Raw genomic sequence first — 26,491 nt, forward strand, 5'->3', positions numbered from 1 at the left:
GCTCCTGCGGTAGGTGGCAATCAGGCCTGAACCTGCTGGAGCTGTTCGTAGAACTCCGGTGGGATGGCGTAGATAAACAGCACAGCCAGCAGGTTCTTCGCGGCATGGACAAAGTAGGCAAACATCAGGTTCCTGCCCGTCCAGACATACAAAAACACCAGGGTTGCGCCCATGGCCAGATAGGGCATCAGGACGGTGAGCGTCAGCTCTTCCTGTCCCACGATGTGCAGGGCAGCGAACAGGACCACGGACAAAACACAGCACACCCAGATATTCACACGCCGGCTCAGCTTGCCGATCAGCAGGTGCCGGAAGATGAACTCCTCCACGAACGGGCCTACCACCACCAGCAGCGGGACCATCAGCCACGCGGGCACCTGTTGCATCAACGCCTGGAGCCCGGCCTGGTTTTCCGAGGTCTGGACGTTGCCGGACACCGCAACCGCTACAGCGGAAAGGATCATCATGGCGATAATTGCGGCCGGAATCATCAGCAGCGTGAACCACGGACGGGTCGCCAGCACACGCAGGTCCCGCCACACCACCCGGCGGGCCGCCACGAATGCCAACAGGCCCACCGAGGCATAGAAGAGCAGGTTGGTTGCGTAGGAGGCCGCTGCGGGTGTCGGGGCTACCTGCCGCAGGAAGGGGGCGAGCACTTCACCGGCAAGGGTAAAGAACCCGGCAAGAGCCACGTAAAGGACGATAGCCACCACATCCAGGGCTGAAAACCGGTAGAGCTGCGGCTGTGGCGGGGGTGGTATCCGGTGTGCGATGGCCATGGTTTCAGCCTATCCGGCGTTGCCGGGGGAATCGCGCCTCGCCTAGAATGTTCGGTATGCCTAAACTTCCGTTTCGGTGCGCCAAAGTAGCCGCCCGAAGAAGCCGCTCTCCCCAGGTGCGCTTATGTGCCGCTGCGGCAGCCGCCGTCGTTCTTTCCCTTCTGCTCACTGCCTGCGGGGAGGGCGCCGCAGGTAGCGGAAACGACAGCAAGCCGGTGGTCCTCACCACTTTCACGGTGCTGGCCGACGTCGCGCGGAACGTGGCCGGGGACAAGCTAACGGTTGAGTCCATCACCAAGGCCGGCGCGGAAATCCACGGCTACGAACCCACCCCGGGGGACATCCGGAAGGCCTCCAAAGCGGACCTCATTTTGGACAACGGGCTTAACCTGGAAGCGTGGTTCGGGCAGTTCGTCGAAGGCCTCGACGTGCTGCACGCCGTGGTGAGCGAGGGCGTGCAGGTGATGCCCATCAGTGAGGACTCCTACCAGGGCAAGCCCAACCCCCATGCGTGGATGTCGCCGGTGAACGTGCAGATTTACGTGGACAACATGGTGAAGGCCTTCACGGAACTGGACCCGGAGAACGCCGACGCCTTCAAAGCCAACGGGGACGCCTACAAAGCTGAACTGCAGGCCGTGCAGGACCAAATGACGTCCAGTCTTGCCGCAGTACCCGAAACCCAGCGCGCCCTCGTCACCTGTGAAGGCGCGTTCTCCTACCTTGCCCGCGACGCCGGGTTGAGGGAGGTGTACATCTGGGCGGTCAACGCGGAGCAGCAGGCAACACCGCAGCAGATCACCCGCGCCATCGAATACGTCAGGGCCAACAACGTCCCGGCCGTCTTCTGCGAATCGACGGTTTCGGACGCGCCCATGCAGCAGGTAGTGGGCGCCACCGGGGCCAAATTCGGCGGCACCCTCTACGTGGATTCACTCTCCGAGGCGGACGGGCCGGTACCCACCTACCTGGACCTCATCCGGCACGACGCCGAAGTCATCACCGGAGCGCTCGCCGGGGCAACCGCCGGAGCAGGATCATGACCACCCCGGCAATCCTGGTGGAGAAGGTGACAGTCCACTACGGGGAGGTCCGGGCGCTGGATGCCGCCACCCTGGCCGTGGACCCCGCCCGGATCTGCGGGCTGGTGGGCATGAACGGCTCCGGTAAGTCCACGCTGTTCAAGGTGATCATGGGAATGATCAGGCCCGACGCCGGCACGGTCCGGATCAACGGACACTCACCGTCCAGGGCGCGCAAGCAGGGCGGCATCGGCTACGTGCCGCAGAGCGAGGACGTTGACTGGCAGTTTCCGCTGTCCGTGCGGGACGTAGTCATGATGGGCCGGTACGGCCACCAGGGGTTCACCCGCCGTGCGTCCAGGGCGGACCGCGCCGCCGTCGACGAAGCGCTGGACCGGGTGGAACTGGGACCGTACGCCGGCCGCCAGATCGGGCAGCTCTCCGGCGGCCAGAAAAAGCGCGCCTTCGTGGCCCGCGGCATTGCCCAAGGTGCCACCATCATGCTCCTTGATGAACCCTTCGCCGGCGTGGACAAGCGGTCCGAGGCCACCATCACCCGGCTCCTGCGGGAACTCGCCTCGGACGGCTGCACCATCCTGGTGTCCACGCACGATCTGCACGCCCTGCCGCAGCTGTGCGACGAGGCCGTCCTGCTGATGCACAAAGTACTGATGCACGGCCCGCCCGAGGTGGTGCTGCAGCCTGAAAACCTTGCGATGGCCTTCGGCCTGGACGTGCTGGAACGCGACCTGCCGGAGGGCAAAGTTCCTGCGCAGCTTCCGGACGGCAAGCGGGTGAACCAATAATGGAGATACTTCTCGAACCGCTCAGCTATGACTTCATGGTCCGTGCCCTGGTGACCACCGCCCTGGCCGCGGTGGTCTGTGCTGTGCTGAGCTGCTGGCTGGTGCTGATCGGGTGGTCCCTGATGGGCGACGCCGTGTCCCACGCCGTGCTGCCGGGAGTAGTGCTCGCCTACATCGTGGGCGCACCGTTTGCGCTGGGCGCGCTGGTATTCGCCCTCGTCGCCGTGACATTGATCGGGGTGGTCCGCAACACGAGCCGGGTGAAGGAAGACGCCGCGATCGGCATCGTATTTTCCTCACTGTTCGCCCTGGGCCTGGTGCTGATCTCGGTCACGCCCAGCCAGACAGACCTCAACCACATCATCTTCGGCAACCTGCTCGGCGTCAGCGTGCCGGACCTGGTCCAGGTCCTGGTGCTGGGGGTGGTGGCGTTTGTCATCCTTATCCTCAAGCGGCGGGACCTCACCCTTTACGCCTTCGACCCCACCCACGCGCACGCCATCGGGCTTTCGCCGCAACGGCTCGGTGCGCTGCTCCTGGGCCTGCTCGCGCTGACCTCCGTGGTGGCGCTGCAGACGGTGGGCGTGGTCCTGGTGGTTGCCATGCTGATCATTCCCGGGTCCACCGCGTACCTGCTGACCGACCGCTTCTCGCGCATGCTGGTCATCGCCCCCGTGGTCTCGGCGGCCTGTTCCCTTGCGGGCATCTACCTCAGCTACTACCTGGACACGGCCTCCGGCGCCATGGTGGTCCTCACCCAGGGAGTGGTGTTCGCCGCCGTCTATCTCTTCAGCCCACGGCAGGGGCTGATCGGCACCCGGCTTGCGAAGGCCCGCCGCAGGAAGGCTGTTGCGGCCGCTGCTTAGCGTTCACCCTGTGCTGCAGACCCAGGTGTAGCTTGCGTCACGTAGCACCCCTCTGAGTCTTGTAGGATAGATGAGCCGCTCGAAGCTTCGGCGCCACGAGAGATTCCGGTCACATTCGGCTGCTCAGCAGAGCAAAACACCGAATTTGTGAGTGGAATCATGTGTGGCCCGGATGCGGCCAACCCCCAACCCACAAGGAATCGTTGTGCCTCAAAGTACCCCCACAGATCTTCAGAACCACGCGGCACCATCCACCGCCGTCGATCCCACTCTCAGCGCCGAGGGTTACAGCAAGACCCTGGGCAGGCGCCACGTCACCATGATCGCGATGGGCGGCGCCATTGGCGTCGGCCTGTTCATGGGAGCCGGCGGACGCCTTGCCTCCACCGGGCCGGCCCTGATTTTCTCCTACGCCATCGCCGGCGTCATTGCGTACCTGCTGATGCGGGCCCTGGGCGAGCTCATCATGTACCGCCAGACGTCCGGGTCGTTTGTCAGCTATGCCGGTGAGATGTTCGGCAAGAAGGGCGCGTTCCTGTCCGGCTGGATGTATTTCATCAACTGGGGCATGACCGGCATTGCCGAGCTGATCGCCATCGGACTTTACTTCCAGTTCTTCTTCCCCAACGTCCCGGTGGAAGCCTCGGCCATCGCCGCGCTGGCGCTCCTGGTGGCCGTGAACCTGCTGAGCGTCAAAGCGTTCGGTGAATTCGAGTTCTGGGCCTCCTGCCTCAAAGTTGGCGCCATCCTGATCTTCCTCGTGGTGGGCACGTTCATGGTGGTCACCAACGCCCAGGTGGGTGACGGCAACGCATCGGTCGCCAACCTCTTCGCGGCCGACGGCGGAATGTTCCCCAAGGGCGCACTGGTCATGGTCCTGGTCCTCAACGCCGTGATCTTCGCTTACAACGGCATCGAACTCGTGGGCATCACCGCCGGCGAAATGCAGAACCCGGAACGCGAAGTGCCCAAGGCCATCCGCGCCGTCGTGCTCCGCATTGTGGTGTTCTACGTCGGTTCCGTCACCCTGCTGGCCATGCTCCTGCCGTCCGACCAGTACGTGGCAGGCACATCCCCGTTTGTCACCGTGTTCGGCCAGATGGGCCTCGCCTGGGTGGGCGACGTGATGAACATGATCGTGATCACCGCGGCCCTGTCCTCCTGCAACTCGGGCCTGTACTCGATCGGCCGCGTGTTCCGCACCATGGCCAACAACGGCCACGCCCCGCAGTGGCTTACCAAGATGTCCCGCCGCCACGTCCCGTACGCGGCCATCCTTGCCATCGCGGCGTTCTACCTGGTGGGCATCATGCTGAACATCTGGCTGGGCGGCTCACACGCATTCGACCTGGCCCTGAACACCGCCTCCATCGGCGTGATCTTCACCTGGGGCGCCATCTTCGCCAGCCAGATCGCGCTGCGCCACAAGAAGGGCGTCACCTCGAGCCTGCCGATGCCCGGTTCGCCGTGGACCAGCTGGGCCGGCCTGATCGCCCTGCTCGCCATCACGGTCTTGATCGGGTTCGACACCATGACCAGCAAGAGCGGCGAGGTGTTCTACCTGGGCCTCTGGACCCTGGCCACCATCCCGTTCTTCGCGGTACTCCTGTGGCTGGGCTGGCAGAAGGTCAAGAACAACGAGCCCAAGAACGCGCTTTACAGCTAACTACCAGCAGTACGACGACGGCGGGATCCCTTAGGAGGGGACCCGCCGTCGTCGTTTCCCGGCCCGGGAGGTGGTGCGGAACGCGCGGCGGGGGCAGACTGGGGCGTGTGAGCGAACCGTGGGTGCTGCATGTGGACTTGGACCAGTTCATTGCCGCCGTCGAAGTGCTGCGCCGGCCGGAGCTCGCGGGCAAGGCGGTCATTATTGGCGGCCGCGGTGATCCCACCGAGCGTGCAGTGGTATCGACGGCGTCCTACGAAGCCAGGGCGTACGGGGTTGGTTCGGGAATGCCGCTGCGCATCGCCGCACGAAAGGTGCCTGACGCCGTTATCCTCCCCGTAGACCAGGACGCCTACCTCGCTGCGTCCGAAGAAGTTATGGCGGTGCTGCACTCGCGGCCGGGCGCCACGGTGCAGGTGCTCGGGTGGGATGAAGCGTTCGTCGGTGTGCAGACGGAGGACCCGGAGGCCTACGCCCGGCAGCTGCAGCACGCCGTCCTGGAGCAGACCCGCCTGCACTGCAGCGTCGGTGTAGGCGACACCCTGGTCCGGGCCAAGGTGGCGACGTCGTTCGGCAAGCCCGCCGGCGTCTTCCGGCTCACGGAAGACAACTGGCTCGACGTCATGGGCAGCCGCCCCACCATCGAGCTGTGGGGCGTCGGAACGAAGATCTCCCGCCGCCTGGCCAAGCTCGGCATCGAGACAGTCGCCGGCCTCGCAGCAACCAACCCGGATGATCTGGTTTCCGAGTTTGGACCGAAAATGGGTCCCTGGTACGCGCAGCTCGGGCGCGGCGACGGTGCGCGGACCGTGGATGACACCCCCTGGGTGGCCCGCGGCCACAGCCGGGAAACCACCTTCCAGCAGGACCTCACCGAACCCGGGCAGATTAACGACGCGGTCGGGGAGCTGGCGGCACGCGTCCTGGACGATGTCACGGCCGAGGGGCGCCCGGTGATCGGACTGACGCTCAAGGTCCGCTACGCCCCGTTCCTTACCAAGACATATGCACGGAAGATTCCCGAGACGTCTGACGCATCTGAAGTGCTCGCCCGCGCGCTGGACCTGGTGGCGAAGATCGAGGCGGGCCGCCCCATCCGGCTCCTGGGGCTGCGGGCCGAGATGCCCATGCCGGAGGACTCACGGAAGGGCCACACTCCCACCCGCAGCGGCTGGTGACCCTGGCTTTGGCTGTGATGATGTAACCGGACAGCTTTCGGTGCCCAACAGAACGGCGGCGGTTCCCTGAGGAACCGCCGCCGTTGTGCTCTGTTACAGCGGCCTGGTTGGGCCGGGCTGCCGCAGGAAGAGGCTAGTCGCGCTTGAACTCGTCCTTGACGCTTTCGCCGACCTTCTTGGCGTCAGCCTTGACCTGGTCGGTCTGGCCTTCAGCCTTGAGCCGGTCGTTACCGGTGGCATTGCCCGTGGCTTCCTTGGCCTTGCCGCCGAATTCTTCTGCTGCGTTACTGATCTTGTCTCCGAGGCCCATGGTGGTGGCCTCCTTTCGTTTCCGCTGATCAACAGTGCATTTTCACACTAATACGAAGCTTGCTTACTATTTCACGTCGGCTCATCCCGCCCGGGAGGGGTGCCTGTTGATTGTCCGGATGCGCGGCTAGGCTCACAACATGGACCACAGCATCAGCCTCACCCAGCACATCAACGCGTCCCCGGAAAAGGTCTGGTCCGTCATCACGGATATCCCCGGCTCGGCGGCGACGTTGTCCGGAGTGGATTCCGTGCAGCTTCTCACCGACGGCCCCTACGGGGAAGGGACGCGCTGGAAGGAGACCCGGAAGATGCTGGGCAAAGCAGAGACGGTGGAGATGTGGGTGGCCGAGGCCGAACCTCAGCGCAATACCACCGTGAAGGCTGTCCAGGGCGGGGCGGACTACACCACCCGCTTCGGTCTTGCCGCCCGAGACGGCGGCACGGACCTGACCCTCACCTTCGGCGCCGAGGTCATCAAGCCGACGTTCGCAAGCCGCCTCATGATGCTGCTGTTCGGCAGGATGGGCATGGCCGCCACCCGCAAGGCCCTGGCGAAGGACCTGGCGGAGATCGCGGCCAAAGCAGAGTCGCTTCCGTAGTGGCCGGGCGTTCCGCAAAAGCGGCTGCCTTCAAGGTGGCCGCGCCCAGGCTTACCCCGGTCCGGCTGGAAAACCTCACGGAGCAACCGGCGTCAGACTTCCGCCGCGGCGGTCGGTACGACGGCGGCCGGTACAGCCGTGCGGAGGCTGACGGTTTGGAATTGAGCGGCACGGACTTCGCGGAGTGCGGGTTCCAAGGGGTTTCATTCAACGACACCCAGCTGCGCGGCTCCTCGTTCCGCGACTGCATCCTGGGTGAGCTGTATGCGCCGGTGTTCAAAGCCGCCCGCTCCACGTGGCGTGATGTTGAATTGCGGAACCCGCGGCTGGGCTCGGGGGAGCTGTATGAAAGCGGCTGGCAGTCGGTCCGGATCGACGGCGGCAAGCTGGACTTCCTCAACCTGCGCGGCGCCAGGCTTACGGACGTGCTCATCACCGACTGCATCATCAACGAACTGGACCTGGGCTCTGCCGCGGGCACACGCGTGGCACTGAAGAACTGCACCATCGGGTCCCTCGACCTCACCGGGGCGAAGCTCAAGGACTTCGACCTGCGCGGGACGGGGTTCCGCAGCATCAACGGGCTCGGCAGCATGGCGGGCGTGGTGGTGGATGAGTACCAGTTGGGCCTTCTGGCGCCCCTGCTTGCCGCCCACCTCGGCCTCTCGGTCCTCTAAGCCCCGGTACCCATGGGACAACCGCCCGTGTACTATTTACAGAACGAACGGTCGGTAAGTGCTGTGCTCTGCCTGCCGCCGATGACAGTGCTGTTTATCGCGTGAAGGGTGTTTCCATGGCTGCAACCGCAGGTCCGCAGGCTTTCCTTGTAGGCGGGGTCCGAACGCCGGTAGGCAAGTACGGTGGCGCGCTTTCGTCCGTCCGCCCTGACGATATGGCGGCCCTGGTCATCCGGGAGGCGGTGAACCGTGCCGGGCTGGACCCGGACAGCATCGACGAGGTCATTCTTGGGAACGCCAACGGGGCCGGTGAGGAAAACCGGAATGTGGCGCGGATGGCCACCATACTTGCCGGGCTGCCGCTCCACATTCCGGGCATCACGGTCAACCGGCTTTGCGCCTCCGGCCTTAGCGCCATTATCCAGGCCAGTCAAATGATCAAAGCGGGCGCCGCGGACATCGTCATTGCCGGCGGCGTGGAATCGATGAGCCGCGCGCCCTGGGTGCAGGAGAAGCCCACTTCCGCTTTTGCCAAGCCGGGCCAGATTTTTGACACGTCCATCGGCTGGCGATTCACCAATCCGCACTTCCATAAGGGCGAGCTGTCCCGTGACGGCAAGATGACCTACTCCATGCCGGAAACGGCAGAGGAAGTGGCCCGCGTTGACGGCATCCTCCGCGAGGACGCCGACGCCTTCGCCGTCCGCTCGCACCAGCGGGCATTGGACGCCACGGCTGCCGGCCGGTTCAAAGACGAGATTGTCGGGGTTACCGTCAAGACCCGGAAGTCGGAGCATGTGGTGGACACGGATGAGGGCCCCCGGGCGGACACCACCATGGAGGTCCTGTCCGGGCTGAGGCCGGTGGCGAACGGCGGAACGGTGGTCACGGCCGGCAACTCGTCGTCCTTGAATGACGGTGCCTCTGCAATCATCGTCGCCTCGGAAGCCGCCATTGAGCGGCTGGGCCTCACGCCCCGCGCGCGGATCATTGATGGTGCCTCGGCGGGCTGCGAGCCCGAGATCATGGGCATTGGTCCGGTGCCTGCCACCCAGAAAGTCCTCAAGCGGAGCGGCCTCAGCGTAGGCGACCTTGGCGCCGTCGAACTTAATGAAGCGTTTGCCACGCAGTCCCTCGCCTGCATCGGCCGCCTGGGACTGGAGCCGGAGATCGTCAATAACGACGGCGGCGCCATCGCCTTGGGGCACCCGCTGGGTTCCAGCGGGGCCCGGATCGCCATCACCCTGCTGGGACGGATGGAGCGGGAGGATGCCCGCGTGGGGCTGGCCACCATGTGTATTGGTGTGGGCCAGGGCACCGCGATGCTGCTGGAGAAAGTTTGATGCCGGGCGCCGTGGACCTGGCGTCCGAAAAGTTCCATGCGCTGCTGGTGGAGGAGCGCACCGACCGCGTAGTGGTGCTCCTCAACCGTCCTGAGGTCCGGAACGCCATCGACCAGCAGATGGTGGACGAACTCCACCTTGTCTGCACAGCCCTTGAACAGAATCCGAAGGTGCTGATCATCGCGGGTGTGGGCGGGGTGTTCGCCTCAGGGGCAGACATCGGGCAGCTGCGCCAGCGGCGCCGGGACGATGCCCTGCAGGGGATCAACTCCACCATCTTTGTCCGGATCGCCAAACTGCCCATGCCGGTGATCGCTGCCGTGGACGGGTACTGCCTCGGCGGTGGAGCGGAACTGGCCTACGCCGCCGATTTCCGCATCGGCACCCCCGGCGTGCGCATCGGCAATCCGGAAACCGGGCTGGGCATCCTCGCCGCGGCCGGCGCCAGCTGGCGGCTTAAGGAACTGGTGGGGGAGCCGGTAGCAAAGCAAATTCTGCTGGCAGGCCGGGTCCTTGGAGCCGAAGAGGCACTGGCCGTCAACCTCATCACCGAAGTCCACGAGCCGGCGGAGCTCCTGGAGGCGGCACAGAACCTGGCGGACCGGATCGCCCGGCAGGATCCTCTGGCGGTCCGGATCACCAAGTCCGTGTTCCACGCCCCGGCGGAAGCCCACCCCCTGATCGACCAATTGGCCCAGGGCATCCTTTTTGAATCAGAGGCCAAGTTCGACCGGATGCAAAGGTTCCTCGACAAGAACGCCGCAAAGAAGGCCGACAGGAGTGCCGGTGCGAAGGCCGGCAATAAGACCGGAGAGACGAATTGATGAACACGCTGCAATCCGCCCCGAAGCTCCCGTCCCGCGTTGGCGTCCTTGGCGGCGGCCGGATGGGTGCGGGCATCGCCCATGCGTTCCTGGTCAAGGGTGCGGACGTACTGGTGATCGAGCGTGACGAGCAGTCCGCCCAGGGTGCCCGGGAACGGGTCGAGTCCGCCGCGGCAAAAAGCATCGAGCGCGGAGCCGTCGACGCCAACCTGGACGAGCTTGTCTCCCGGCTTGCCGTGGGCGTCGATTACGACGCCTTCAAAGACCGGCAGTTGGTGATTGAAGCCGTGCCGGAGGACTGGGACCTGAAGGTGACCGCGCTGCGCGGAATTGAGGAGCGGCTCGCCGATGACGCGTACTTGGCGTCCAACACCTCGTCGCTGTCCGTCAGCGGCCTGGCCAGCGAACTCGAGCGGCCAGGGAACTTCCTGGGACTGCACTTTTTTAATCCGGTTCCGGCATCCACCCTGATCGAGGTGGTGCTCGGAACGCGCACGTCTCCTGAACTCGCTGCCGCGGCGAAAGGGTGGGTGGAAGCACTCGGCAAGACCGCCGTCGTCGTCAATGACGCTCCGGGCTTTGCCTCCTCAAGGCTGGGCGTTGCCATCGCATTGGAGGCCATGCGCATGGTGGAGGAGGGGGTGGCATCGGCCGAAGACATCGACGCCGCCATGGTCCTCGGCTACAAGCATCCCACCGGGCCGCTGAAAACCACGGACATCGTGGGGCTGGATGTCCGGCTCGGCATTGCCGAATACCTGCATTCCACCCTTGGCCACCGTTTCGCCCCGCCGCAGATCCTCAGGGACAAGGTGGCAAGGGGCGAATTGGGACGCAAGACCGGGAAGGGCTTTTTTGACTGGCCCAGCTAGGATAGCGGGCTAATCGAAGAAGCCCACGATGTAGCCGACGAAGTACAGCAGTGACAGCAGGACCACCACTGCGATGGCTGCAATCACGAAGAACTGCGTGCCCCGCCTCGTTCCGTGCTCGTCATGGCCCTGGGTGGTGGTGGTTGAGGCTTCGCCCGGGGGCGTTTCCCCTGGCGGCACTCCGCCTCCAGGCTCCAGGCCAGTGAGCTTGTCTTCTTCCGGGTCCGGATTCTGTCCTGACACGATTTTCTCCCTCGTTTGCGTCCTGGTGCTCTCCAGCCTAACCCCGGCACAGGCGGTTGGACCTAGGCTGGTGCGGTGACCTTCCTTGAACCCCTTACCCTGACCGGGCGGTATGTAACCCTCGAACCGCTGGATCCGGACCATCATGACGGCCTGGTGGACGCGGCACGGGACGGTGAGCTGTGGCGCCTCTGGTACACGTCGGTGCCGGCCCCTGGCGAGATGGCTGCTGAAATCCAGCGGCGGCTCGCGCTGCAGGAGCAGGGCTCCATGCTGCCCTTCACCACCCGGCTGGTGGATCCTGCCACCGGGGGCGCCGGCAGGATCATCGGAATGACCACCTACATGAATGTCGACGCCGGCACTCCCCGCGTGGAAATCGGCTCCACCTGGAATGCCGCGTCTGTGCAGGGAACCGGTACGAATCCAGACTCAAAGCTGCTGCTCCTGCGCCACGCCTTTGAGGTTCTGGGCTGCCCGGCTGTGGAGTTCCGGACGCACTGGCTCAACCACCAGTCCCGGGAGGCCATCGCGAGGCTGGGTGCCAAGCAGGACGGCGTGCTCCGCAACCACTCAAGGACGCGTGACGGGATCCTGCGCGACACCGTGGTGTTTTCAATCCTTGAGCACGAGTGGCCCATGGTCCGGGCCGGACTCAAGTACCGGCTGGCGCGGCGGGGCTAAGGCCGCTAGTTATAGACGCCCTCGCTGTGGAGTGCTGCGAAGTATGCCTCGTAGCCCTCGGCGTTGGGGTGGAGGTTTTCGAAGCTGTTCGAGGCCGTTGGGTCTGGGTTGAAGTTGATCCACGAGTCGTTGGACACCAAGCTGATGCCATGGCCCGCAAATTCGTCCGTAACGTCGACGTACTCGGTCCCGGTGGCCAGGGCGGCGGCCTCGATGGTGGCGTTCAGCTTGAATACCAGGAAATTTGCTTCGTTGATGAAGACAGACTTCGGATTGTGTGGATCTAAGGGGATGGGATCGAAGAGGTAGGGGTACCCGGTCAGCACGACGTCGGCCTTCGGTGCGGCAGCCTGTACAGCTTCTATCATCGTGACCAGGTCCTCGTGCAGAACTCCGCTGGCAATCAAGGCCCGGGCTTGAGCGATGGCGCCGAAACATGTCGTGGCGTCGACGGGATTCAGCAGGATAGGACCACAAGCACTAGCAAGAGTCCCGAAGCCCAGGTTATTGCCGCCGGCCGTGATGGTGACTAAATCGGTCTTCTTGTCCAGCTGGCCGAGCTGGGTGAGCACCACTTGCTGCGTCGTAGCTCCGCCGCAGGCCACGTTTGTAACGTCCCTGACAGATTTGAGATCGTCCGCTAGTTCTGGATAGGCGTTCGCACTGCGGAGGCAATCCTTGTTCCTGTATTCTCCACCTCCTATTCCGGCGGCGTAGGAGTCTCCCAAAGCTACATAGTCCTGGATTTTGCCCGCCTGGGCCGGAGCGGCGAAGCTTAAGGTCATTGCAAGAGTGGCCAGGCCCGCCGCAAGAGCGGAGTGACGCCGTCGTGCTTTTGTGCTCCCCATCGTGGCTCTCCTTTGGTGCTGGGCAGAGGACAGGTATGTGTACCGTACGCCGCGCGGCAACGGACGTAACCCTCAGCGGCTACCCCAATTTCACCAGCGCTTCCCCCAATGTGACGTGCACCTACCTAACGCTTGTGGTTAGCTGTGCGGATGAGCAAAGCGGACGGGTCCATGGACTGGGATGGTGCTGTCAATGCGTGGCATGTGGCCGGCGGTGTTTACCGGATGGGCAGGCGAGAATGGCTGACGGAAGCGGGCTGGCGGCAGGCGTACGACGACGGGGTCCGCACTGTCATTGACCTCCGTAACGCTGCCGAGGTGCAGCGCCGGGACAGCGACCCGATGGTGGCTGATACCGCCTGGGCGGGAATCGCTGTTGTGTCCGCACCCACCGAGGAACCGGGCCATCCGCGCTTCACCGAGCTGTCCGGGCCCTACCTCAACGATCCCGCCTACTACCCGGACAACGCCCGGATTTTTCCGGAAAAGCTGGCGGGCGTCTTTCGTGAACTCGCTGCGGCAGCGGTGCGCGGGGATGTAGTGCTCCACTGCGCAGCCGGCAGGGACCGCAGCGGGATGGTTGCGGCCATGGTGCAGGACCTGGCGGGTGCGTCCGACCAAGAGATCGCCGACGGCTATCGGCGCGCAGCCCGCGGCATCAATGAGCGCTACCGCACCCACGGCCCGCCGCATGCCCGGGAACGCTATGTTGAGGAAGCCGAGCTAGTTCCTTTGCTGGAGCAGCGCGGCGCCGCAGTGGTGGACTTTGTACGGAGCCTTGACACGCGTGCTTTCCTCCTGCGGCACGGACTCACCCCTGAAGAGCTGGACGCGGTGCTGACGCTCTGCGGAGCCGCGGTGCCCCGATGAGGGCCGGTAGAGCCAGGCGTTCCCTCGCTGCCGGCGCCGCTGCGGGAGTTCTGGCGTCTTCTGCGTACGCCGCCGGACCGGCGTGGGCGGCGGACGAACCTGTGCCAGCACCTTCTGCCACCGTGTCCGGGTCGCAGCATTCGGGCCTGTCCGACGCCGCCCTCGAGGAGGCCGTCGCGCGGGACCTCGGCATGACCCCGGCGGAGTTTGCCGCAGCGGGGGAGCTGGGTACCCAGGCGGGCCAAATTTCAGCCCGGTTGCGGAACGTCCCGGGCTATACGGGGACACGGCTCCAGGACGGGCAGATCGTTGTTACAGGTTCCGGGGCGGAACTGCTGGCGGAAGTGGCAGCACTCTCCGTCAGCGTCCCGCTGGCTGTCGAAGATCCGGCCCAGCTGCCCGAAGCTGAAACTCCTCAAGCTCCTGATGAGGAACCCCAAGGCACGGAAGTGGCTGTCAGCACGGAGCAGCTGTTTCAGGCGTACCTCCGCGAAGTGGGCGCGAGTGGCCTGCAGGCCGTGGTGTCGTCAGGTGGGAAGTTCGTCATCCGGACCGGAGACATCAACTTCCCGGAGTCGGTGCCGGATACGGCTGGTGCGCAGGCCCGATTGGACGGCGCCGAAGACGCGACGCCGGCAGGGGGTGCGGGCAAGAAATCGCCGGCTGAGTTTGTCTCCCGCTACGCCAACGTGGAGCTCGACGGCGGAGGTCCACTGGCGCCTGAAGCGGACGTACCCGGCGGGGTTGGCTACATCGCCGACACCGGCTGGGTCTGTTCAACGGGTTTCTCTGCCTTCGACCCCGCAGGGCTGCCTGCAGTCCTCACGGCAGGGCATTGTGCTTCCGATGGTGCTGCAGAAACAGCCGAATTGGAATCGCAGTTCAACCGGATCGGGTTCTTGGGCAGGTTTGGATTCAGCCAGTTTGGCGGTCCGGGCAACTCACGGGTGCTGGACGCCAACACCGCCACGGGTTCGGACCACACGGCCCTGTCGGACCCCGGGAACGTGGGAACGGACATCGCGGTGGTTGAGTCACTCGGCCCCGATGTGGAACCGCTTCCGGCAGCCAGCACTTGGGGCGACCCCTCCCAGCCGGCACATGATGTCAAAATTATCGGCACGGTAGAACCTGTAGCGGGGATGGCTGTCTGCCGTTCGGGCAGAACCTCGGCCTGGTCCTGCGGCACCATAGATGCCGTGGGTATTTTCCTGGTGGGAGGACCTGCCGTCACTTCGGACCCCAAGGACGTCCGTGCCTTCAACGGCTTCCTGTCCTATGATGTCCAGTCCAGCGGGGGCGATTCCGGCGGACCCTATGTGAGCGGCAACTACGCCGTGGGTACGCATGCCGCCGGGGAACCTGCACCAAAACCCGGTCAACCACCACTTCCGAATCAGGCCGTCGCCGCCACCCTAAGCGGAAGCCTCGCCGTCCTGCCCGGGTACCAGCTGGAGCTGTTCCTTAACAAGCCGGTGGTAGCCGCCCCCGCCGCGGGAGCAACCTACGAGCCAAGCCAGGTGATCAGCGGGAACGTCCCGGCAGCCCCTGCTACCGGGATTGCAGCCGGGTCGGAAGTCCGGATCACCATTCAGGGGCAGGAACCGTTCGAAGTTCCCGTTGGCAGTGACGGCACCTGGAGCTTTGCCGCCCCTGACGGCGCACAAGCGTTGAAGTTCACGGCGGAGACGATCAATGGGTACAGCACATCCGGAACCAGCAGCTTCGAGTTCGTGCCGGCCGCACCAGCAGGCACCGGCTCTACAGGCACCCCGGTAGCAGATTCTGCTTCGGCACCTATGCCGGCCCCGGCGAGCCCTGCCCCATCCGCAACGCCAACCCCGGCGCCCACGCCCAGCGCCGTCGTCGAGAACCCGCCCGTGAACAGTCCGGCCGCTCCACTCGCCGGCACCGGAGGCGGCGATAACCGAAGGGATAACAGCACTCTTGCCTACACCGGAGCGTCAGCGTTGGCGCCCGCGGCAGGCGCGGCCGCGGCGGCTATCGCCGTCGGCGGCCTGCTGATGGTGCTCGTCCGCGTCCGCAGGAAACGCACCACCACGAAATAAGCTCTAAGGGACGGCCGGGGAGTGACTGACGCTATGCGCCAGGGCGACGGGTTTATTTGTGGCGCCGCATCAGCAGGTTGGTGATGCGCATGGTGCAGAGCCGCTGGCCGGCCTCGTTGGTAATGACCACCTCGTGCGTGGTCAGGGTGCCGCCCAGATGGATGGGCGTGGCGGTGATGGTCACCTGGCCCTCGCGCGCCGAGCGGTGGTGGGTGGCCGAAACGTCCACGCCGACGGCCGTCTTGCCCATGGTGCTCGCGTGGATCACGGCCGCCCATGACCCTACCGCTTCACCCACGGCCAGCGACGCTCCGCCATGCAGAAGCCCGAAGGACTGCCGGTTTCCCTCCACGGGCATGGTGGCTACCACCCGCTCCACCGATTCCTCGAGGATCTTCACGCCCATCTTCTCGTCGAGCTCGCCAAGGGTGATTTTCCACAGCTGGTGCGCGTTGGGATGGTTCTCGACGGGTGCATCCTTCGGTGACGGGGCGCTCATTAGTTCTCCTTTGGGGTGACCATTTCCAGCCCGGCCTTCTAGTCTGCACCAGCGGCCTTCATGTATGGTGACTATATTACCGAACGGACGGTCAGTAATCACTGGCCGCCTTTGTATGTCCCTTGTTGGAAGGACCCGTCAACGATGACCACCACCGCCACAGCTCCCCAGGCCACGGTCGACACCGTGGAGACAGTACCCAGCTTCATCATGGACGCGTGGTGGACCCCTGACGGTTCCACAGGTTCCGCCGTCCCTGTTCGTGATGCGAGCACCGGGGAGATCCTGGCCAAGGTGAGCACCGAGGGGCTGGACCTCGCCGCCGTCGTCAATTACGGCCGCACCACCGGGCAGGCGGAACTTGGCCAGCTGACCTTCCACCAGCGCGCCCTCAAGCTCAAGGAGTTGGCACAGTACCTCCACGCCCGGCGCGAGCACTTCTACTCGTTCTCCGCCCAGACCGGCGCCACCAAGGTGGACTCGATGATCGATATTGACGGCGGCATCGGCGTCCTCTTCACGTTCGGCTCCAAGGGCCGCCGCGAACTGCCCAACTCCCAGGTGGTGGTGGACGGTCCGATGGAGGTGCTGTCCAAGGACGGGTCCTTCGCCGGTGAACACATTTACACCCGCATCCCGGGCGTTGCCGTGCAGATCAATGCCTTCAACTTTCCGGTATGGGGCATGCTGGAAAAGTTGGCCCCGGCATTCATCGCCGGTGTCCCAACCATCGTCAAGCCCGCAACACCCACGGGGTACGTGGCGGCCGCCGTAGTTAAGGCGATTGTCGAATCCAACATCCTGCCCAAGGGTTCGCTGCAGCTGATTTCCGGCTCCGTCCGCGGACTGCTGGATGTGCTCGACTACCGCGACCTGGTGGCGTTTACCGGTTCCGCCTCCACCGCGCTGTCGCTGAAGTCCCACCCCAATGTGGTTCAGGGCGGAATCCGTTTCAGCTCCGAAACCGACTCCCTGAACGCCGCCATCCTCGGACCTGACGCGGTGGAGGGAACGCCGGAATTTGACGCTTTCGTCCGGTCCGTCGTCACTGAGATGACGGCTAAAGCCGGGCAGAAGTGCACCGCCATCCGGCGTGCCATCGTGCCGCAGGAACTGGTGCCCGCCGTGTCGGCGGCCATCGGCAGGCGCATCTCGGAGCGGGTTGTCCTTGGGGACCCCCGGGCGGACGGCGTCACCATGGGTGCGCTCGCCTCCGTGGAGCAGCTTGAGGGCGTCCGCGCGGCCGTGCAGTCCATGCTCGACGCCGGGGGCGAGCTTGCGTACGGAACTCTCGAGGCGCCGTCGGTCACCTCCGCTGACGGATCCACGGGTGTGGCGGACGGCGGGGCTTTTATGGCTCCCCTTTTGCTCAACTGGCAGGACCCGGAGGCCGAGGAGGTCCACTCGCTGGAGGCCTTCGGCCCGGTTTCTTCCGTGATCGGGTACACCGACATTCCCGACGCCGTCCGCCTCGCCGCCCGGGGCAGCGGCTCGCTGGTGGCCTCGGTGTGTACTAATGATCCTGCCATTGCCCGCGAACTTGTCACGGGTATCGCCGCCCACCACGGCCGTGTCCTGATGCTCAACCGCGAGGACGCCCGCAGCTCCACCGGCCACGGCTCGCCCGTGCCGCACCTGGTCCACGGCGGGCCGGGCCGGGCCGGTGGCGGCGAGGAACTGGGCGGCATCCGCTCGGTAATGCACCACATGCAGCGCACGGCCATCCAGGGTTCGCCGAACATGCTGACCGCTGTCACCGGGGTCTGGCATCCGGGCGCCGACCGCAACTTCACTGTGGAAACCGAGGGGACGCATCCGTTCCGGAAGCCGCTTGAAACACTGCGCATCGGCGACGCCGTGAGGTCCGACCTCCGCCAAGTGACGCTGGAGGACATTACAGCGTTCGCCAACACCACCGGCGACACCTTTTACGCCCACACCAACCAGGAAGCGGCGGAAGCCAATCCGTTCTTCCCCGGCATCGTGGCGCACGGTTACCTCCTGCTGGCCTGGGGTGCAGGGTTGTTCGTGGAGCCTGCCCCCGGGCCGGTGCTGGCAAATTACGGCCTGGAGAACCTGCGGTTCATCACTCCGGTGGCCGCGGGCGACTCCATCCGGGTGACCCTCACCGCGAAGAAGATCACTCCGCGCGAGACGGACGAGTACGGCGAGGTCGCCTGGGACGCTGTGCTGACCAACCAGAACGACGAGATCGTGGCCACCTACGACGTCCTCACCCTCGTAGCCAAGTAGCCGCTTCGAAAACGGCAGGGGCGCCCCGGATCAACCGGGACGCCCCTACCGCTGTTTCATGCCGGGGTCAGGATTCGGCGCCGCTGTGCAATCCGTCGTCGCTGCTGTCGTCCGACGGCGCTGCTCCGGTCTGGTCTGAAAGGTCCATGTTTCCCCGGGCCTCGTCCATGGTGGGGCCACCGGAGGGGACGCTGTAGGTGTCGGGACGGATGCCCTTGGCCTGTTCCTCGATCAGCGCCTGCTCCTCGCTGAAGCGGATGGCATTGGCTTCGTCTCCGGCGTCGCCGGGAATGTCCTCGCGGACTTTGGACGGGTCCGGAGTGATGTATCCGGCGTTCGGTTCTTCCCTGTGGTTGCTCATGTGTCTAACCTTTCTCTCGGGTGTACTACTCTGTGGGCCGGTCGATGAGGTCCGCTTTCAGGTCCAGCGTCTGGCTGTCCCGGCGGACTTTGAAGCCGACGGTATCGCCGGGGTTGCGGTTCCGGAGTTCAGCCAGGAGTTTCTCAGGCGCAGTCAACTCCACGCCCTCCATGGACTCCAGGACATCGCCGGGGCGGATTCCGGCACGTCCGGCGGGGCCGTCCTCGTCAACGGACAAAACCACCACGCCGGTGGTGATGTCGATGCCCAGCTGGTCAGCAATCTGCGGGGTCAGTTGGGACGGGGTGAGGCCCAGGTAGGCGTGCTCGGCGGTGCCGTCTGCGAGCAGCTCCTCGGCCACCTCCACTGCGGTGGCCGCAGGTATAGCGAAGCCCAGTGAGACGGCTCCGGCCGATGGCGGGATATAGGCTTCGCTGATGCCGATGATTTCACCGCGCATGTTGATCACCGCGCCGCCGGAGTTGCCGGGGCTGATGGGCGCGTCGGTCTGGATCAGGTCCACCAGCGAAAGGCTGTTGGAGGCGGACCCGGGGATGGAACGGTGGAGCCCGGAGATGATGCCGGCCGTGGCTGTGTTCTCGAAGCCCAGCGGTGAGCCCAACACCAGTGCACCCTCACCCACGCGGGGCAGGTCGTTCTGGTAGACGGGCTTCGGCAGGCCGGTGCGGTCGGCCTGGACCAGGGCCAAATCGGTGACGGGATCAGTGGCCCGCACGGTCCCGGCCACGCGCTGGCCGTCCGCGAATCCGACTTCCACCCTGGTGTTGCCCCGAATCACGTGCTCGTTGGTGAGGATGAGGCCGTCCTCTGAATAGACCACGCCGCTGCCCAGCCCGCCGCCCTCGGTGAAGATCGTCACCACGGACGGGGAAAGGTTGGCTACCAGGTCAGGAATACCGCCGGCTGCGTCAGGTGCCGGCGCGGTGCTGCCGGCAGAACCCGTGGGGCCGGGCTGCGTGGCACCCGGGGACACGGTGCTGCCGGTTGTCGAAGCGGACGTTTCGCTTGGGGCCGGGGGCGTGGGCGAGCCAGTGCACGCCGTAAGGGCCAGGGCGAGCAGCACTCCGCAGGCCGCTGCGCGCGCCCGCGCCGGGCGGGATGAACCCTGGCTGGTGGTGGTGCTCATGGACGGCCTCCTGCGGATGCTGGCTGGTTCTACCACCGTAGCCGTGGACCAACAAAAATACCAAGCACGCTTAGTATTTGGGATCGGCGCAACGATCCTACGGTTGGGAGTGGAGCCCGTCGAACGCCATGGTGATGACGTCGTCGGCGAGCCTTTCCGGCGAGAGGGAGCCGCCGGGTTTGTACCATTCCACGATGGAGTTGATCATGCCGAACAGGAGCCGGGTGACGGTCCGGGGATCGATGTCCTGGCGCAGCGAGCCCTCGTCCCGTGCAGCGGAAATCAGCCCGGCCACCTTGTGGTCGAACGTGCGGCGGCGTTCCAGGGCGTCGCGTTCAATCTCGGTGTTGCCGCGAAGGCGCAGGAGCAGCGTGACGAACGGCAGCCGGTCCACCAGCACCGCGACCGTTTGCCGGAGCACGAATTCGAGGCGGGAATCGGCTGCACCGGAGGTAGCTTCGGGTTCTTCCAGGATGGCTTCGAGACCGCCGAGCGCGTGATCCAGGGCAAGCTTGAGGAGGTCGCCTTTGGACGGTACGTGGTGGTAGATGGCGGACTTTGAGATGCCCAGGTTGTCCGCGAGGATGCCCATGGACGTGGCGTCGTAACCATGCCGGTTGAACACGTCCACGGCGATGCGCAGCACCGACTGCTGGTCGTATCCCGGCCGGCCGCGCTTGGCGCCGGCGGCGGAACTGGTGGTGTCAGTGGTGCTGGGCATGGAGCCTAGTTTCTCATGAACGGTCGGTCGGTCGGCGCCGGCTGATGCCCCTAGCCCTTGGGCCGGAGGTCGTAGATGCGCTTCAGCTTGCCGTTGGACCGCTCCAGCGAGCCCGGCTCCACGACGTCCACTGAGCACGAAGAACCCACGTGGATCTTGATCTGCTCCTGCAGGGTTCGCGCCGCCGTCGCGCTCTGCTCGGAGGTCACGGCATCCCGGCGTTCAATCCGGACCGTCAGCTGGTCCATCCGCTGGCCCTCGGGCCGGGCGAGTTCGAGCTGGAAGTGCGGGCTGAGCTCGGGGATGCGGAGGGCGATTTCCTCGATCTGGGACGGGAAGAGGTTCACGCCGCGCAGGATGATCATGTCATCGCTGCGGCCGGTGATGCGTCCCATCCTCCGGTGCGCGGGGCGGGCGGTGCCGGGCAGGAGCCGGGTGAGGTCCTTGGTGCGGTACCGGATGATGGGCAGTGCTTCCTTGGTGAGCGAGGTGAAGACGAGTTCGCCGTGCTCGCCGTCGCGCAGGACGTTCTCCTTGCCCACCACGGGGTTGAAGGCGTCGATGATTTCGGGGCGGAAGTGGTCCTCCCAGATGTGGCTGCCGTCCTGGGTTTCCACCGCCTCGCCGGCGACGCCCGGGCCCATCACTTCGGAAAGGCCGTAGATGTCGCAGGCCTTGATGTTCATGGTGACTTCGAGTTCGTGCCGCATCTCCTGGGTCCAGGGTTCGGCGCCGAGGACGGCGAACTTCAGGGACGTGGAGGCGGGGTCGATGCCCATGTGCGCCATGGCGTCGGCGATGGTCAGGAGGTAGGTGGGGGTGGCCAGGATGGCATCCGGCTGGAAGTCCTGGATGAGCTGGATCTGGCGTTCGGTCTGCCCGCCGGACATCGGGATGACGGTGCAGCCCAAAGCCTCTGCTCCGGCGTGCGCGCCGAGCCCGCCGGTGAACAGCCCGTAGCCGTAGGCGTTGTGGACCTTCATCCCGGGGCGGATGCCGGAGGCGCGGAAGCTGCGGGCCACGAGCTTGGCCCAGTCCGCCAGGTCCTGTTTGGTGTAGCCGACGACGGTGGGCCGGCCCGTGGTGCCCGAGCTGGCGTGGACGCGGGCTACTTCGCTCTGCGGCACGGCGAACATCCCAAACGGGTATTCGGCGCGCAGGTCGTCCTTGGTGGTGAAGGGAAAATTGCCGAGGTCGCTGAGTTCGCGCAGGTCCCCGGGGTGGATGCCGGCGTCGTCGAATTTTCGCTTGTACAGGGGCACGCGCTCGTAGGCGTAGGTGACGGTGTGCTGCAGGCAGCTGAGCTGCAGGGCTTCGAGCTCGTCGCGGGAGATCGTTTCTTCGCGGTCAAGTTCCGCGCCGGAGGCAGTGGGCGTGGGTGTTTCGGGGGCGTGGAGGGTCATGGTGTCCTACTTTTTGGGGATGGTCCGGCTGCGTCCGCGGAACTCGGCGATGAGTTCACCCGGAGCCTGGGCGCCCGGGTCGGCGGCAAAAACCTGGATGTCGTACAGGCCGCTGCGGCCGGCGCTGGAACGGCGGTCCGCGACGGCGGTGATCACCTGTCCGCGGTAGGCCGGCTTGAGGAAGTTGATGTCGACGCCGGAGGCTACGGTGATGTTGTTTTCCTCGCCGGGCGCCGGGTGGACCGGGTTGCAGGCCATGGCGAAGGCGGAGTCCGCGAAGGCGAAGATCATTCCGCCGTGCGCCATGCCGAAGCCGTTGAGCATTTCCTGGCGGAGTGTCATCCGGATGGTGGCGTGGCCCTCGCTGACGGCAAGGACTTCGATTCCCATCCAGATGGAGGCGTAGTCGTTTTCCAGGATGGGGTGGATGGCCCCGGAAACTGTTGTTTCAGCCATGCGTCATTGCCTCCAGCTTTATTTACCGAATGTTCATTAGGTAATCCTATGAGACGGTCCGGTGTCAAGGGCGTGCCCGCCGGACCGGGTCAGCGCCGCGTCCCGGTTTGAGTGCCGGAACCGGCACGGCGGCGCCACTTATGTGGGCCACGTGTCAGGACTGCCCGAAGCTATTCCGACGAAAAGTGCAAGGATGGGAGGACCGGAACCAGCAGAACAGCAAAAGGGCGGACCATGGCCAAAAGCATCTACGTCAGCGCAACCACTCCCGGATCGGGCAAGTCCCTTGTGGCCCTGGGCCTGGCGGACACCCTGCACCGTCATGCGGACAGGATCGGTTTCTTCAAGCCCGTGGTCCACGGCCCGGACGCGGCGGACGATCCCATGGTGGCCCTGATGAAATCGCGGTTCGCCCTGGAAGATGAGCGATGCCGCGGCGGCCTGACCCACGAGGAGGTCAGGTCCCTGCTTGCAGATGGCAAACGGGAGGACATTGATTCCCGCTGTGTGGAGATCTTCGCGGAAATCTCCCGCCACTGCGACGTGGTGATCGTGGAGGGCACGGACCTCACCGGCCAGGATGCCGCCGTCGAGTTCGACCTCAACGCCCGCCTGGCCAACAACCTTGCCGCCCCCGTGGTTGCGGTGGTGGGCGCCAAGGGGCGGACCGTGGCGGAGGCGGCGGCCGCCGTCGAGGTGGCCCGCAAGGAGCTCGCCGCCGAGAAGTGCGCCCTGCTGGCCATTATGGTGAACCGCGCTGATCCGGACGACGTCGAGGCTATCGCCGCCGCCGTGAAGCCCGGCGCCTCCAAGCGGCCGGTGTACGTCCTGCCCGAGCTCGAGGAGATCGCGCGCCCCACTACCGGTGAAGTTGCCGCGGCCCTGGGTGTCCGGCAGATCGCCGGCCGTGCGGACATGGAGCGGGACGTGAAGGACATCAAGGTGGCGGCCATGAACGTGGGCAACTTCCTGAACGTCCTTGACGAGGGCGCCCTGGTGATCGTCCCCGGAGACCGCGCGGACGTGATGGTCGCGTGCCTGGCGTCGTCCTTCTCACCCGAATTCCCGGTGGCCTCGGCGCTGATCCTCACCGGCGGCCTGGCACCGGATGCCAACATCTACCCGCTCCTGGCACAGGCACCATTCCCGGTGTTCGCCGCCGCGGACGATACCTACACCACCGCGCGCCGCGTCTCTGAGGTCCGGAGCGAGATCTGGTCCGGCCACCGCCGCAAGGTCGCCTCCGCCCTGGGGCTCTGGTCCCGCACCGTGGATGAGGCCGAGCTGATGGAGCGGCTGCACCTGCCGCGGGCCGAACGAATGACCCCGCTCCGCTTCCTCCACGACCTCATTGAGCGGGCCCGCGGCCAGCGACGGCACGTGGTCCTCCCCGAGGGGACGGATGTACGCATCCTGCGGGCTGCGGAGATCCTGCACCGCCGCGACGTCTGTGACCTCACTGTCCTGGGGCCGGAGTCGGATGTCCGCGAGCTGGCCGCCGCCCGCGGCATCGACCTGTCCGGAATCAACATCGTGGACCCTGCCACCTCGGACCTGCGGCAAAAATTCGCCGAGCAGTACGCGGGGCTGCGGGCACACAAGGGTGTTGACCTCCCCAAGGCCCTGGAAATCATGCAGGACGTCAGCTACTTCGGCACCATGATGGTCCAGCTCGGTGTGGTGGACGGGATGGTGTCCGGCGCGGCCCACACCACCGCGCACACCATCCGGCCGGCGCTGGAGTTCGTGAAGACCCGCGAGGGCGTGAAGATCGTCTCCTCGGTGTTCCTGATGCTGATGCCGGACCGGGTGCTGGTCTACGGCGACTGCGCAGTGAACCCGGACCCTAACGTTGAGCAGCTGGCGGACATCGCGCTCGCCTCAGCTGAAACGGCTGCGCAGTTCGGCGTGGAGCCGCGGGTGGCCATGCTGTCCTACTCCACCGGCGGCTCCGGCTCAGGTGAGGCGGTGGACGAGGTGCGGCAGGCCACCGAACTGGTGCGCCGGCGCCGCCCTGATCTCGCCGTCGAAGGCCCCATCCAGTACGACGCCGCCGTGGATGCCTCGATCGCGGAGTCCAAAATGCCGGGATCCTCGGTGGCCGGCCAGGCCACCGTGTTTATCTTCCCGGACCTTAACACCGGCAACAACACCTACAAGGCGGTGCAGCAGAGCTCCGGTGCCGTCGCCGTCGGGCCAGTCCTGCAGGGCCTGCGGAAGCCGGTCAACGATCTCTCCCGCGGCTGCACGGTGGAGGACATCGTGAACACGGTGGCCATCACAGCCATCCAGGCGCAGGCGCCGGCTTTGTAAGCACGCAAAGGACGACGCCGGCACCCGGGTGGGGGCCGGCGTCGTCCTTTCGCGTGGGTCAGCTGTTGTCCGGCTTCGCCAAGCTCTCGGAGTCCTCCTGCTTGGCCGGCTCATCGGACAGGCCCTGCGGGGTGAGGTCGAGGTCCTCAAGGTTCTCCGGCGCCTGCGGGGACTCGCCCGTTTCACCGGCCTTGCTGGCGCCGGTGTCATCCAGGGCGGGGTTGGCGCCCTCGACGCCGGCAGGGTCCTTGGTGCCGGAGCCCCCAGCGTTCAGCGGCGCGGTGCTGCTGGATCCGGTGTTGGTGGGGTCGTTCTCGTCGATCGAAGTGGGCTCGTTCGTCATGGAAGTGTCCTCTCGGGCGTGGTCCAGCCTGTCCGCCGACTCTAGGCACAGCCGGCTTCCATCCGCAAGGAAACAGCGCCGCTGCCGGGGCAACCTATAGTGTGGTTTGAACCGCAGACGCCAGGCTCAGGAGGCCCGCATGCTCGTCCTCGTCATCAATTCCGGCTCGTCCTCGCTCAAGTACCAGGTGCGTGATGTCGCTGCCGGGAGCGTACTCACGGAGGGGCTGATCGAAAAGATCGGGATGGGCAACGGCGGTGACGGGGACGGCGAGATCGTGGGCCCCCGGGACCATGCCGAGGCGCTGGAACAGGTGGACGCCGCCATCCACCAGGAGCTCGGCGACCTGGAGCTGGCCGCGGTGGGGCACCGGGTGGTGCACGGCGGCGAGCGTTTCGCGGAACCCGTGCTGGTAGACAACGAAATCACCCGCGCCATCGAACGGCTCAACCCGCTGGCGCCCCTGCACAACCCCGCCAACGTGCTGGGTATCCGCGCCATCACCAAAAAGTGGCCGGACATGCCCCAGGTGGCCGTCTTTGACACCGCGTTCCACCGCACCCTTCCGGAGCAGGCGTGGCGCTACGCCGTCCCGGATGAGCTTTACACAAACCACGGCATCCGCCGCTACGGCTTCCACGGCACGTCCCACGAGTACGTGACCCGCCAGGCCGCGGCACTGCTGGACCTTCCGGTTGAAGAGTTCGACGGCGTCATCGCCCACCTGGGCAACGGCGCCTCCGCCACCGCGATCCGGGGCGGCCGCTCGGTGGATACGTCCATGGGCTTCACCCCGCTGGAGGGCCTGGTGATGGGAACCCGCTCAGGGGATCTCGACCCCTCCATCCTGGTCTTCCTCGGCAGGGCCGGCTGGACGCCGGAAGACCTCGACACCATGCTGAACCGGGAATCCGGACTGAAGGGCCTGGCCGGCAACAACGACATGCGCTCGGTGGTGGAGGCTGCCGAATCCGGCGACGCCAGGGCGGACACAGCGCTCGCGGTCACCTCGTACCGGCTGGCCAAGTACATCGGCGGGTACCACGTGGCCGTGGGCGGAGCCAAGGCACTCGTGTTCACCGCCGGAATCGGCGAGAACTCCCACCAGTTCCGGGCGCTCGTGGCGGAGAAGCTGGGCGCCTTGGGCATACAGCTCGACGCCGGCCTGAACGCAGAGCGGTCCAAGGAGCCGCGCGTTATTTCCACGCCGCAGTCCGCCATCCCTGTCCTGGTGGTTCCCACCGATGAGGAGCGGGCCATCGCGGAGGCGACAGCCGCCGTCGTTTCCGCCTCAGTGGCGCGGTAACCGCCCTCCTGAACCAAGGAGCAGCCTC

Annotated in this window: 27 protein-coding genes; 16 read left to right on the forward strand and 11 right to left on the reverse strand. The window is 65.7% G+C overall.

The genetic code is table 11. The features are described from left to right. Window positions 1–20 precede the first annotated feature (20 nt). Window positions 21–782 (reverse strand): CPBP family intramembrane glutamic endopeptidase, encoded by a 762-nt coding sequence (locus tag AC5RVN_RS15195; protein ID WP_494138467.1) that lies wholly within the window; start codon window positions 780–782, stop codon window positions 21–23. A gap of 56 nt (window positions 783–838) precedes the next feature. On the opposite strand from AC5RVN_RS15195, the gene AC5RVN_RS15200 reads away from it, so the two are divergent. The 5 genes from AC5RVN_RS15200 to AC5RVN_RS15220 all read left to right on the forward strand — a co-directional run bounded on the left by AC5RVN_RS15200 (window position 839) and on the right by AC5RVN_RS15220 (window position 6,320). Next, window positions 839–1,825, forward strand: a complete 987-nt coding sequence (locus AC5RVN_RS15200) for a metal ABC transporter substrate-binding protein (RefSeq protein WP_494138468.1) — start codon at window positions 839–841, stop codon at window positions 1,823–1,825. Further along, window positions 1,822–2,610 carry a metal ABC transporter ATP-binding protein gene (locus AC5RVN_RS15205; RefSeq protein WP_494041523.1) on the forward strand — a complete coding sequence of 263 codons (789 nt, stop codon included), beginning with the start codon at window positions 1,822–1,824 and terminating at the stop codon, window positions 2,608–2,610. Before AC5RVN_RS15200 ends, AC5RVN_RS15205 begins: the two co-directional genes overlap by 4 nt. Continuing rightward, entirely contained in the window at window positions 2,610–3,476 is an 867-nt protein-coding gene (locus tag AC5RVN_RS15210; RefSeq protein ID WP_494041524.1) for a metal ABC transporter permease, read from the forward strand. The genes AC5RVN_RS15205 and AC5RVN_RS15210 overlap by 1 nt, the downstream gene beginning before the upstream one ends. 205 nt (window positions 3,477–3,681) lie before the next feature. Continuing rightward, complete coding sequence (locus AC5RVN_RS15215) at window positions 3,682–5,142, forward strand: amino acid permease (protein WP_494138469.1); 1,461 nt, start codon at window positions 3,682–3,684, stop codon at window positions 5,140–5,142. Window positions 5,143–5,249: 107 nt separating this feature from the next. Beyond that, entirely contained in the window at window positions 5,250–6,320 is a 1,071-nt protein-coding gene (locus tag AC5RVN_RS15220; protein WP_494138470.1) for a DNA polymerase IV, read from the forward strand. A 133-nt stretch (window positions 6,321–6,453) separates the two neighbouring features. Here AC5RVN_RS15220 and AC5RVN_RS15225 read toward each other — a convergent pair whose 3' ends face one another. After that, complete coding sequence (locus tag AC5RVN_RS15225) at window positions 6,454–6,630, reverse strand: CsbD family protein (protein ID WP_494041527.1); 177 nt, start codon at window positions 6,628–6,630, stop codon at window positions 6,454–6,456. A 139-nt stretch (window positions 6,631–6,769) separates the two neighbouring features. Here AC5RVN_RS15225 and AC5RVN_RS15230 point away from each other — a divergent pair, with 139 nt between their 5' ends. The 5 genes from AC5RVN_RS15230 to AC5RVN_RS15250 all read left to right on the forward strand — a co-directional run bounded on the left by AC5RVN_RS15230 (window position 6,770) and on the right by AC5RVN_RS15250 (window position 10,947). Continuing rightward, window positions 6,770–7,231, forward strand: a complete 462-nt coding sequence (locus AC5RVN_RS15230) for an SRPBCC family protein (protein ID WP_494041528.1) — start codon at window positions 6,770–6,772, stop codon at window positions 7,229–7,231. Next, a complete protein-coding gene (locus AC5RVN_RS15235) occupies window positions 7,231–7,908 on the forward strand; it encodes a pentapeptide repeat-containing protein (protein ID WP_494138471.1) in 678 nt (225 codons plus the stop codon). Before AC5RVN_RS15230 ends, AC5RVN_RS15235 begins: the two co-directional genes overlap by 1 nt. Window positions 7,909–8,024: 116 nt before the next feature. Then, window positions 8,025–9,251, forward strand: a complete 1,227-nt coding sequence (locus tag AC5RVN_RS15240) for a thiolase family protein (RefSeq protein WP_494138472.1) — start codon at window positions 8,025–8,027, stop codon at window positions 9,249–9,251. Beyond that, window positions 9,251–10,075, forward strand: a complete 825-nt coding sequence (locus AC5RVN_RS15245) for an enoyl-CoA hydratase/isomerase family protein (protein WP_494138473.1) — start codon at window positions 9,251–9,253, stop codon at window positions 10,073–10,075. The genes AC5RVN_RS15240 and AC5RVN_RS15245 overlap by 1 nt, the downstream gene beginning before the upstream one ends. Beyond that, window positions 10,075–10,947, forward strand: coding sequence for a 3-hydroxyacyl-CoA dehydrogenase family protein (locus AC5RVN_RS15250; RefSeq protein ID WP_494138474.1), 873 nt, complete (start codon window positions 10,075–10,077; stop codon window positions 10,945–10,947). The genes AC5RVN_RS15245 and AC5RVN_RS15250 overlap by 1 nt, the downstream gene beginning before the upstream one ends. Window positions 10,948–10,956: 9 nt before the next feature. Here the strand turns inward: AC5RVN_RS15250 and AC5RVN_RS15255 are convergent, their stop codons facing one another. Next, entirely contained in the window at window positions 10,957–11,190 is a 234-nt protein-coding gene (locus AC5RVN_RS15255; protein ID WP_494138475.1) for a DUF6480 family protein, read from the reverse strand. A gap of 75 nt (window positions 11,191–11,265) precedes the next feature. Between AC5RVN_RS15255 and AC5RVN_RS15260 the strand changes: the two genes are divergently transcribed. After that, window positions 11,266–11,874, forward strand: a complete 609-nt coding sequence (locus tag AC5RVN_RS15260; protein ID WP_494138476.1) for a GNAT family N-acetyltransferase — start codon at window positions 11,266–11,268, stop codon at window positions 11,872–11,874. 5 nt (window positions 11,875–11,879) lie between these two features. Here the strand turns inward: AC5RVN_RS15260 and AC5RVN_RS15265 are convergent, their stop codons facing one another. Then, the gene (locus AC5RVN_RS15265; RefSeq protein ID WP_494138477.1) at window positions 11,880–12,722 is read right to left on the reverse strand and encodes an SGNH/GDSL hydrolase family protein; all 843 of its coding nucleotides are present in this window, start codon (window positions 12,720–12,722) and stop codon (window positions 11,880–11,882) included. Between the two features lie 150 nt (window positions 12,723–12,872). Here AC5RVN_RS15265 and AC5RVN_RS15270 point away from each other — a divergent pair, with 150 nt between their 5' ends. Further along, a complete protein-coding gene (locus AC5RVN_RS15270) occupies window positions 12,873–13,592 on the forward strand; it encodes a tyrosine-protein phosphatase (protein ID WP_494041535.1) in 720 nt (239 codons plus the stop codon). Between the two features lie 101 nt (window positions 13,593–13,693). Further along, window positions 13,694–15,661: a S1 family peptidase gene (locus tag AC5RVN_RS15275; RefSeq protein WP_494138478.1), complete on the forward strand. Its 1,968-nt coding sequence runs from the start codon at window positions 13,694–13,696 to the stop codon at window positions 15,659–15,661. 52 nt (window positions 15,662–15,713) lie between these two features. Here AC5RVN_RS15275 and AC5RVN_RS15280 read toward each other — a convergent pair whose 3' ends face one another. Then, entirely contained in the window at window positions 15,714–16,160 is a 447-nt protein-coding gene (locus tag AC5RVN_RS15280; protein WP_494138479.1) for a PaaI family thioesterase, read from the reverse strand. Between the two features lie 144 nt (window positions 16,161–16,304). On the opposite strand from AC5RVN_RS15280, the gene paaZ reads away from it, so the two are divergent. Further along, the gene (gene paaZ / locus AC5RVN_RS15285) at window positions 16,305–18,413 is read left to right on the forward strand and encodes a phenylacetic acid degradation bifunctional protein PaaZ (RefSeq protein WP_494138480.1); all 2,109 of its coding nucleotides are present in this window, start codon (window positions 16,305–16,307) and stop codon (window positions 18,411–18,413) included. A gap of 67 nt (window positions 18,414–18,480) precedes the next feature. Here the strand turns inward: paaZ and AC5RVN_RS15290 are convergent, their stop codons facing one another. The 5 genes from AC5RVN_RS15290 to AC5RVN_RS15310 form a co-directional block, all read right to left on the reverse strand. Next, window positions 18,481–18,774, reverse strand: a complete 294-nt coding sequence (locus AC5RVN_RS15290; protein ID WP_494138481.1) for a hypothetical protein — start codon at window positions 18,772–18,774, stop codon at window positions 18,481–18,483. Between the two features lie 25 nt (window positions 18,775–18,799). Continuing rightward, window positions 18,800–19,921, reverse strand: a complete 1,122-nt coding sequence (locus AC5RVN_RS15295) for a S1C family serine protease (RefSeq protein WP_494138482.1) — start codon at window positions 19,919–19,921, stop codon at window positions 18,800–18,802. Between the two features lie 97 nt (window positions 19,922–20,018). Next, window positions 20,019–20,642: a TetR/AcrR family transcriptional regulator gene (locus AC5RVN_RS15300; RefSeq protein WP_494041541.1), complete on the reverse strand. Its 624-nt coding sequence runs from the start codon at window positions 20,640–20,642 to the stop codon at window positions 20,019–20,021. 50 nt (window positions 20,643–20,692) lie between these two features. Beyond that, window positions 20,693–22,045 (reverse strand): AMP-binding protein, encoded by a 1,353-nt coding sequence (locus AC5RVN_RS15305; protein ID WP_494138483.1) that lies wholly within the window; start codon window positions 22,043–22,045, stop codon window positions 20,693–20,695. Between the two features lie 6 nt (window positions 22,046–22,051). After that, window positions 22,052–22,501 (reverse strand): hotdog fold thioesterase, encoded by a 450-nt coding sequence (locus AC5RVN_RS15310; RefSeq protein WP_494138484.1) that lies wholly within the window; start codon window positions 22,499–22,501, stop codon window positions 22,052–22,054. Between the two features lie 234 nt (window positions 22,502–22,735). Here AC5RVN_RS15310 and pta point away from each other — a divergent pair, with 234 nt between their 5' ends. Next, window positions 22,736–24,814 (forward strand): phosphate acetyltransferase, encoded by a 2,079-nt coding sequence (pta, locus tag AC5RVN_RS15315; protein ID WP_494138485.1) that lies wholly within the window; start codon window positions 22,736–22,738, stop codon window positions 24,812–24,814. A gap of 58 nt (window positions 24,815–24,872) precedes the next feature. Here the strand turns inward: pta and AC5RVN_RS15320 are convergent, their stop codons facing one another. Continuing rightward, on the reverse strand, window positions 24,873–25,157 hold the full coding sequence (locus AC5RVN_RS15320; protein ID WP_494105299.1) for a hypothetical protein: 285 nt from the start codon (window positions 25,155–25,157) through the stop codon (window positions 24,873–24,875). A 139-nt stretch (window positions 25,158–25,296) separates the two neighbouring features. On the opposite strand from AC5RVN_RS15320, the gene AC5RVN_RS15325 reads away from it, so the two are divergent. Then, the gene (locus AC5RVN_RS15325) at window positions 25,297–26,463 is read left to right on the forward strand and encodes an acetate kinase (protein ID WP_494138486.1); all 1,167 of its coding nucleotides are present in this window, start codon (window positions 25,297–25,299) and stop codon (window positions 26,461–26,463) included. Window positions 26,464–26,491 lie beyond the last annotated feature (28 nt).

This window comes from Arthrobacter sp. sptzw32 (genome assembly GCF_059089735.1).

What these genes read in the sequence shown, in the direction of transcription:
- AC5RVN_RS15210 (WP_494041524.1), top strand. Translation starts at nt 2,610, where the DNA reads ATGGAGATACTTCTCGAACCGCTCAGCTATGACTTCATGGTCCGTGCC.
- AC5RVN_RS15320 (WP_494105299.1), bottom strand. Translation starts at nt 25,157, where the DNA reads ATGACGAACGAGCCCACTTCGATCGACGAGAACGACCCCACCAACACC.
- AC5RVN_RS15300 (WP_494041541.1), bottom strand. Translation starts at nt 20,642, where the DNA reads ATGCCCAGCACCACTGACACCACCAGTTCCGCCGCCGGCGCCAAGCGC.
- pta (WP_494138485.1), top strand. Translation starts at nt 22,736, where the DNA reads ATGGCCAAAAGCATCTACGTCAGCGCAACCACTCCCGGATCGGGCAAG.
- AC5RVN_RS15225 (WP_494041527.1), bottom strand. Translation starts at nt 6,630, where the DNA reads ATGGGCCTCGGAGACAAGATCAGTAACGCAGCAGAAGAATTCGGCGGC.
- AC5RVN_RS15230 (WP_494041528.1), top strand. Translation starts at nt 6,770, where the DNA reads ATGGACCACAGCATCAGCCTCACCCAGCACATCAACGCGTCCCCGGAA.
- AC5RVN_RS15270 (WP_494041535.1), top strand. Translation starts at nt 12,873, where the DNA reads ATGAGCAAAGCGGACGGGTCCATGGACTGGGATGGTGCTGTCAATGCG.
- AC5RVN_RS15240 (WP_494138472.1), top strand. Translation starts at nt 8,025, where the DNA reads ATGGCTGCAACCGCAGGTCCGCAGGCTTTCCTTGTAGGCGGGGTCCGA.
- AC5RVN_RS15325 (WP_494138486.1), top strand. Translation starts at nt 25,297, where the DNA reads ATGCTCGTCCTCGTCATCAATTCCGGCTCGTCCTCGCTCAAGTACCAG.
- AC5RVN_RS15205 (WP_494041523.1), top strand. Translation starts at nt 1,822, where the DNA reads ATGACCACCCCGGCAATCCTGGTGGAGAAGGTGACAGTCCACTACGGG.
- AC5RVN_RS15265 (WP_494138477.1), bottom strand. Translation starts at nt 12,722, where the DNA reads ATGGGGAGCACAAAAGCACGACGGCGTCACTCCGCTCTTGCGGCGGGC.
- AC5RVN_RS15295 (WP_494138482.1), bottom strand. Translation starts at nt 19,921, where the DNA reads ATGAGCACCACCACCAGCCAGGGTTCATCCCGCCCGGCGCGGGCGCGC.
- AC5RVN_RS15305 (WP_494138483.1), bottom strand. Translation starts at nt 22,045, where the DNA reads ATGACCCTCCACGCCCCCGAAACACCCACGCCCACTGCCTCCGGCGCG.
- paaZ (WP_494138480.1), top strand. Translation starts at nt 16,305, where the DNA reads ATGACCACCACCGCCACAGCTCCCCAGGCCACGGTCGACACCGTGGAG.
- AC5RVN_RS15200 (WP_494138468.1), top strand. Translation starts at nt 839, where the DNA reads ATGCCTAAACTTCCGTTTCGGTGCGCCAAAGTAGCCGCCCGAAGAAGC.
- AC5RVN_RS15245 (WP_494138473.1), top strand. Translation starts at nt 9,251, where the DNA reads ATGCCGGGCGCCGTGGACCTGGCGTCCGAAAAGTTCCATGCGCTGCTG.
- AC5RVN_RS15250 (WP_494138474.1), top strand. Translation starts at nt 10,075, where the DNA reads ATGAACACGCTGCAATCCGCCCCGAAGCTCCCGTCCCGCGTTGGCGTC.
- AC5RVN_RS15280 (WP_494138479.1), bottom strand. Translation starts at nt 16,160, where the DNA reads ATGAGCGCCCCGTCACCGAAGGATGCACCCGTCGAGAACCATCCCAAC.
- AC5RVN_RS15195 (WP_494138467.1), bottom strand. Translation starts at nt 782, where the DNA reads ATGGCCATCGCACACCGGATACCACCCCCGCCACAGCCGCAGCTCTAC.
- AC5RVN_RS15310 (WP_494138484.1), bottom strand. Translation starts at nt 22,501, where the DNA reads ATGGCTGAAACAACAGTTTCCGGGGCCATCCACCCCATCCTGGAAAAC.
- AC5RVN_RS15290 (WP_494138481.1), bottom strand. Translation starts at nt 18,774, where the DNA reads ATGAGCAACCACAGGGAAGAACCGAACGCCGGATACATCACTCCGGAC.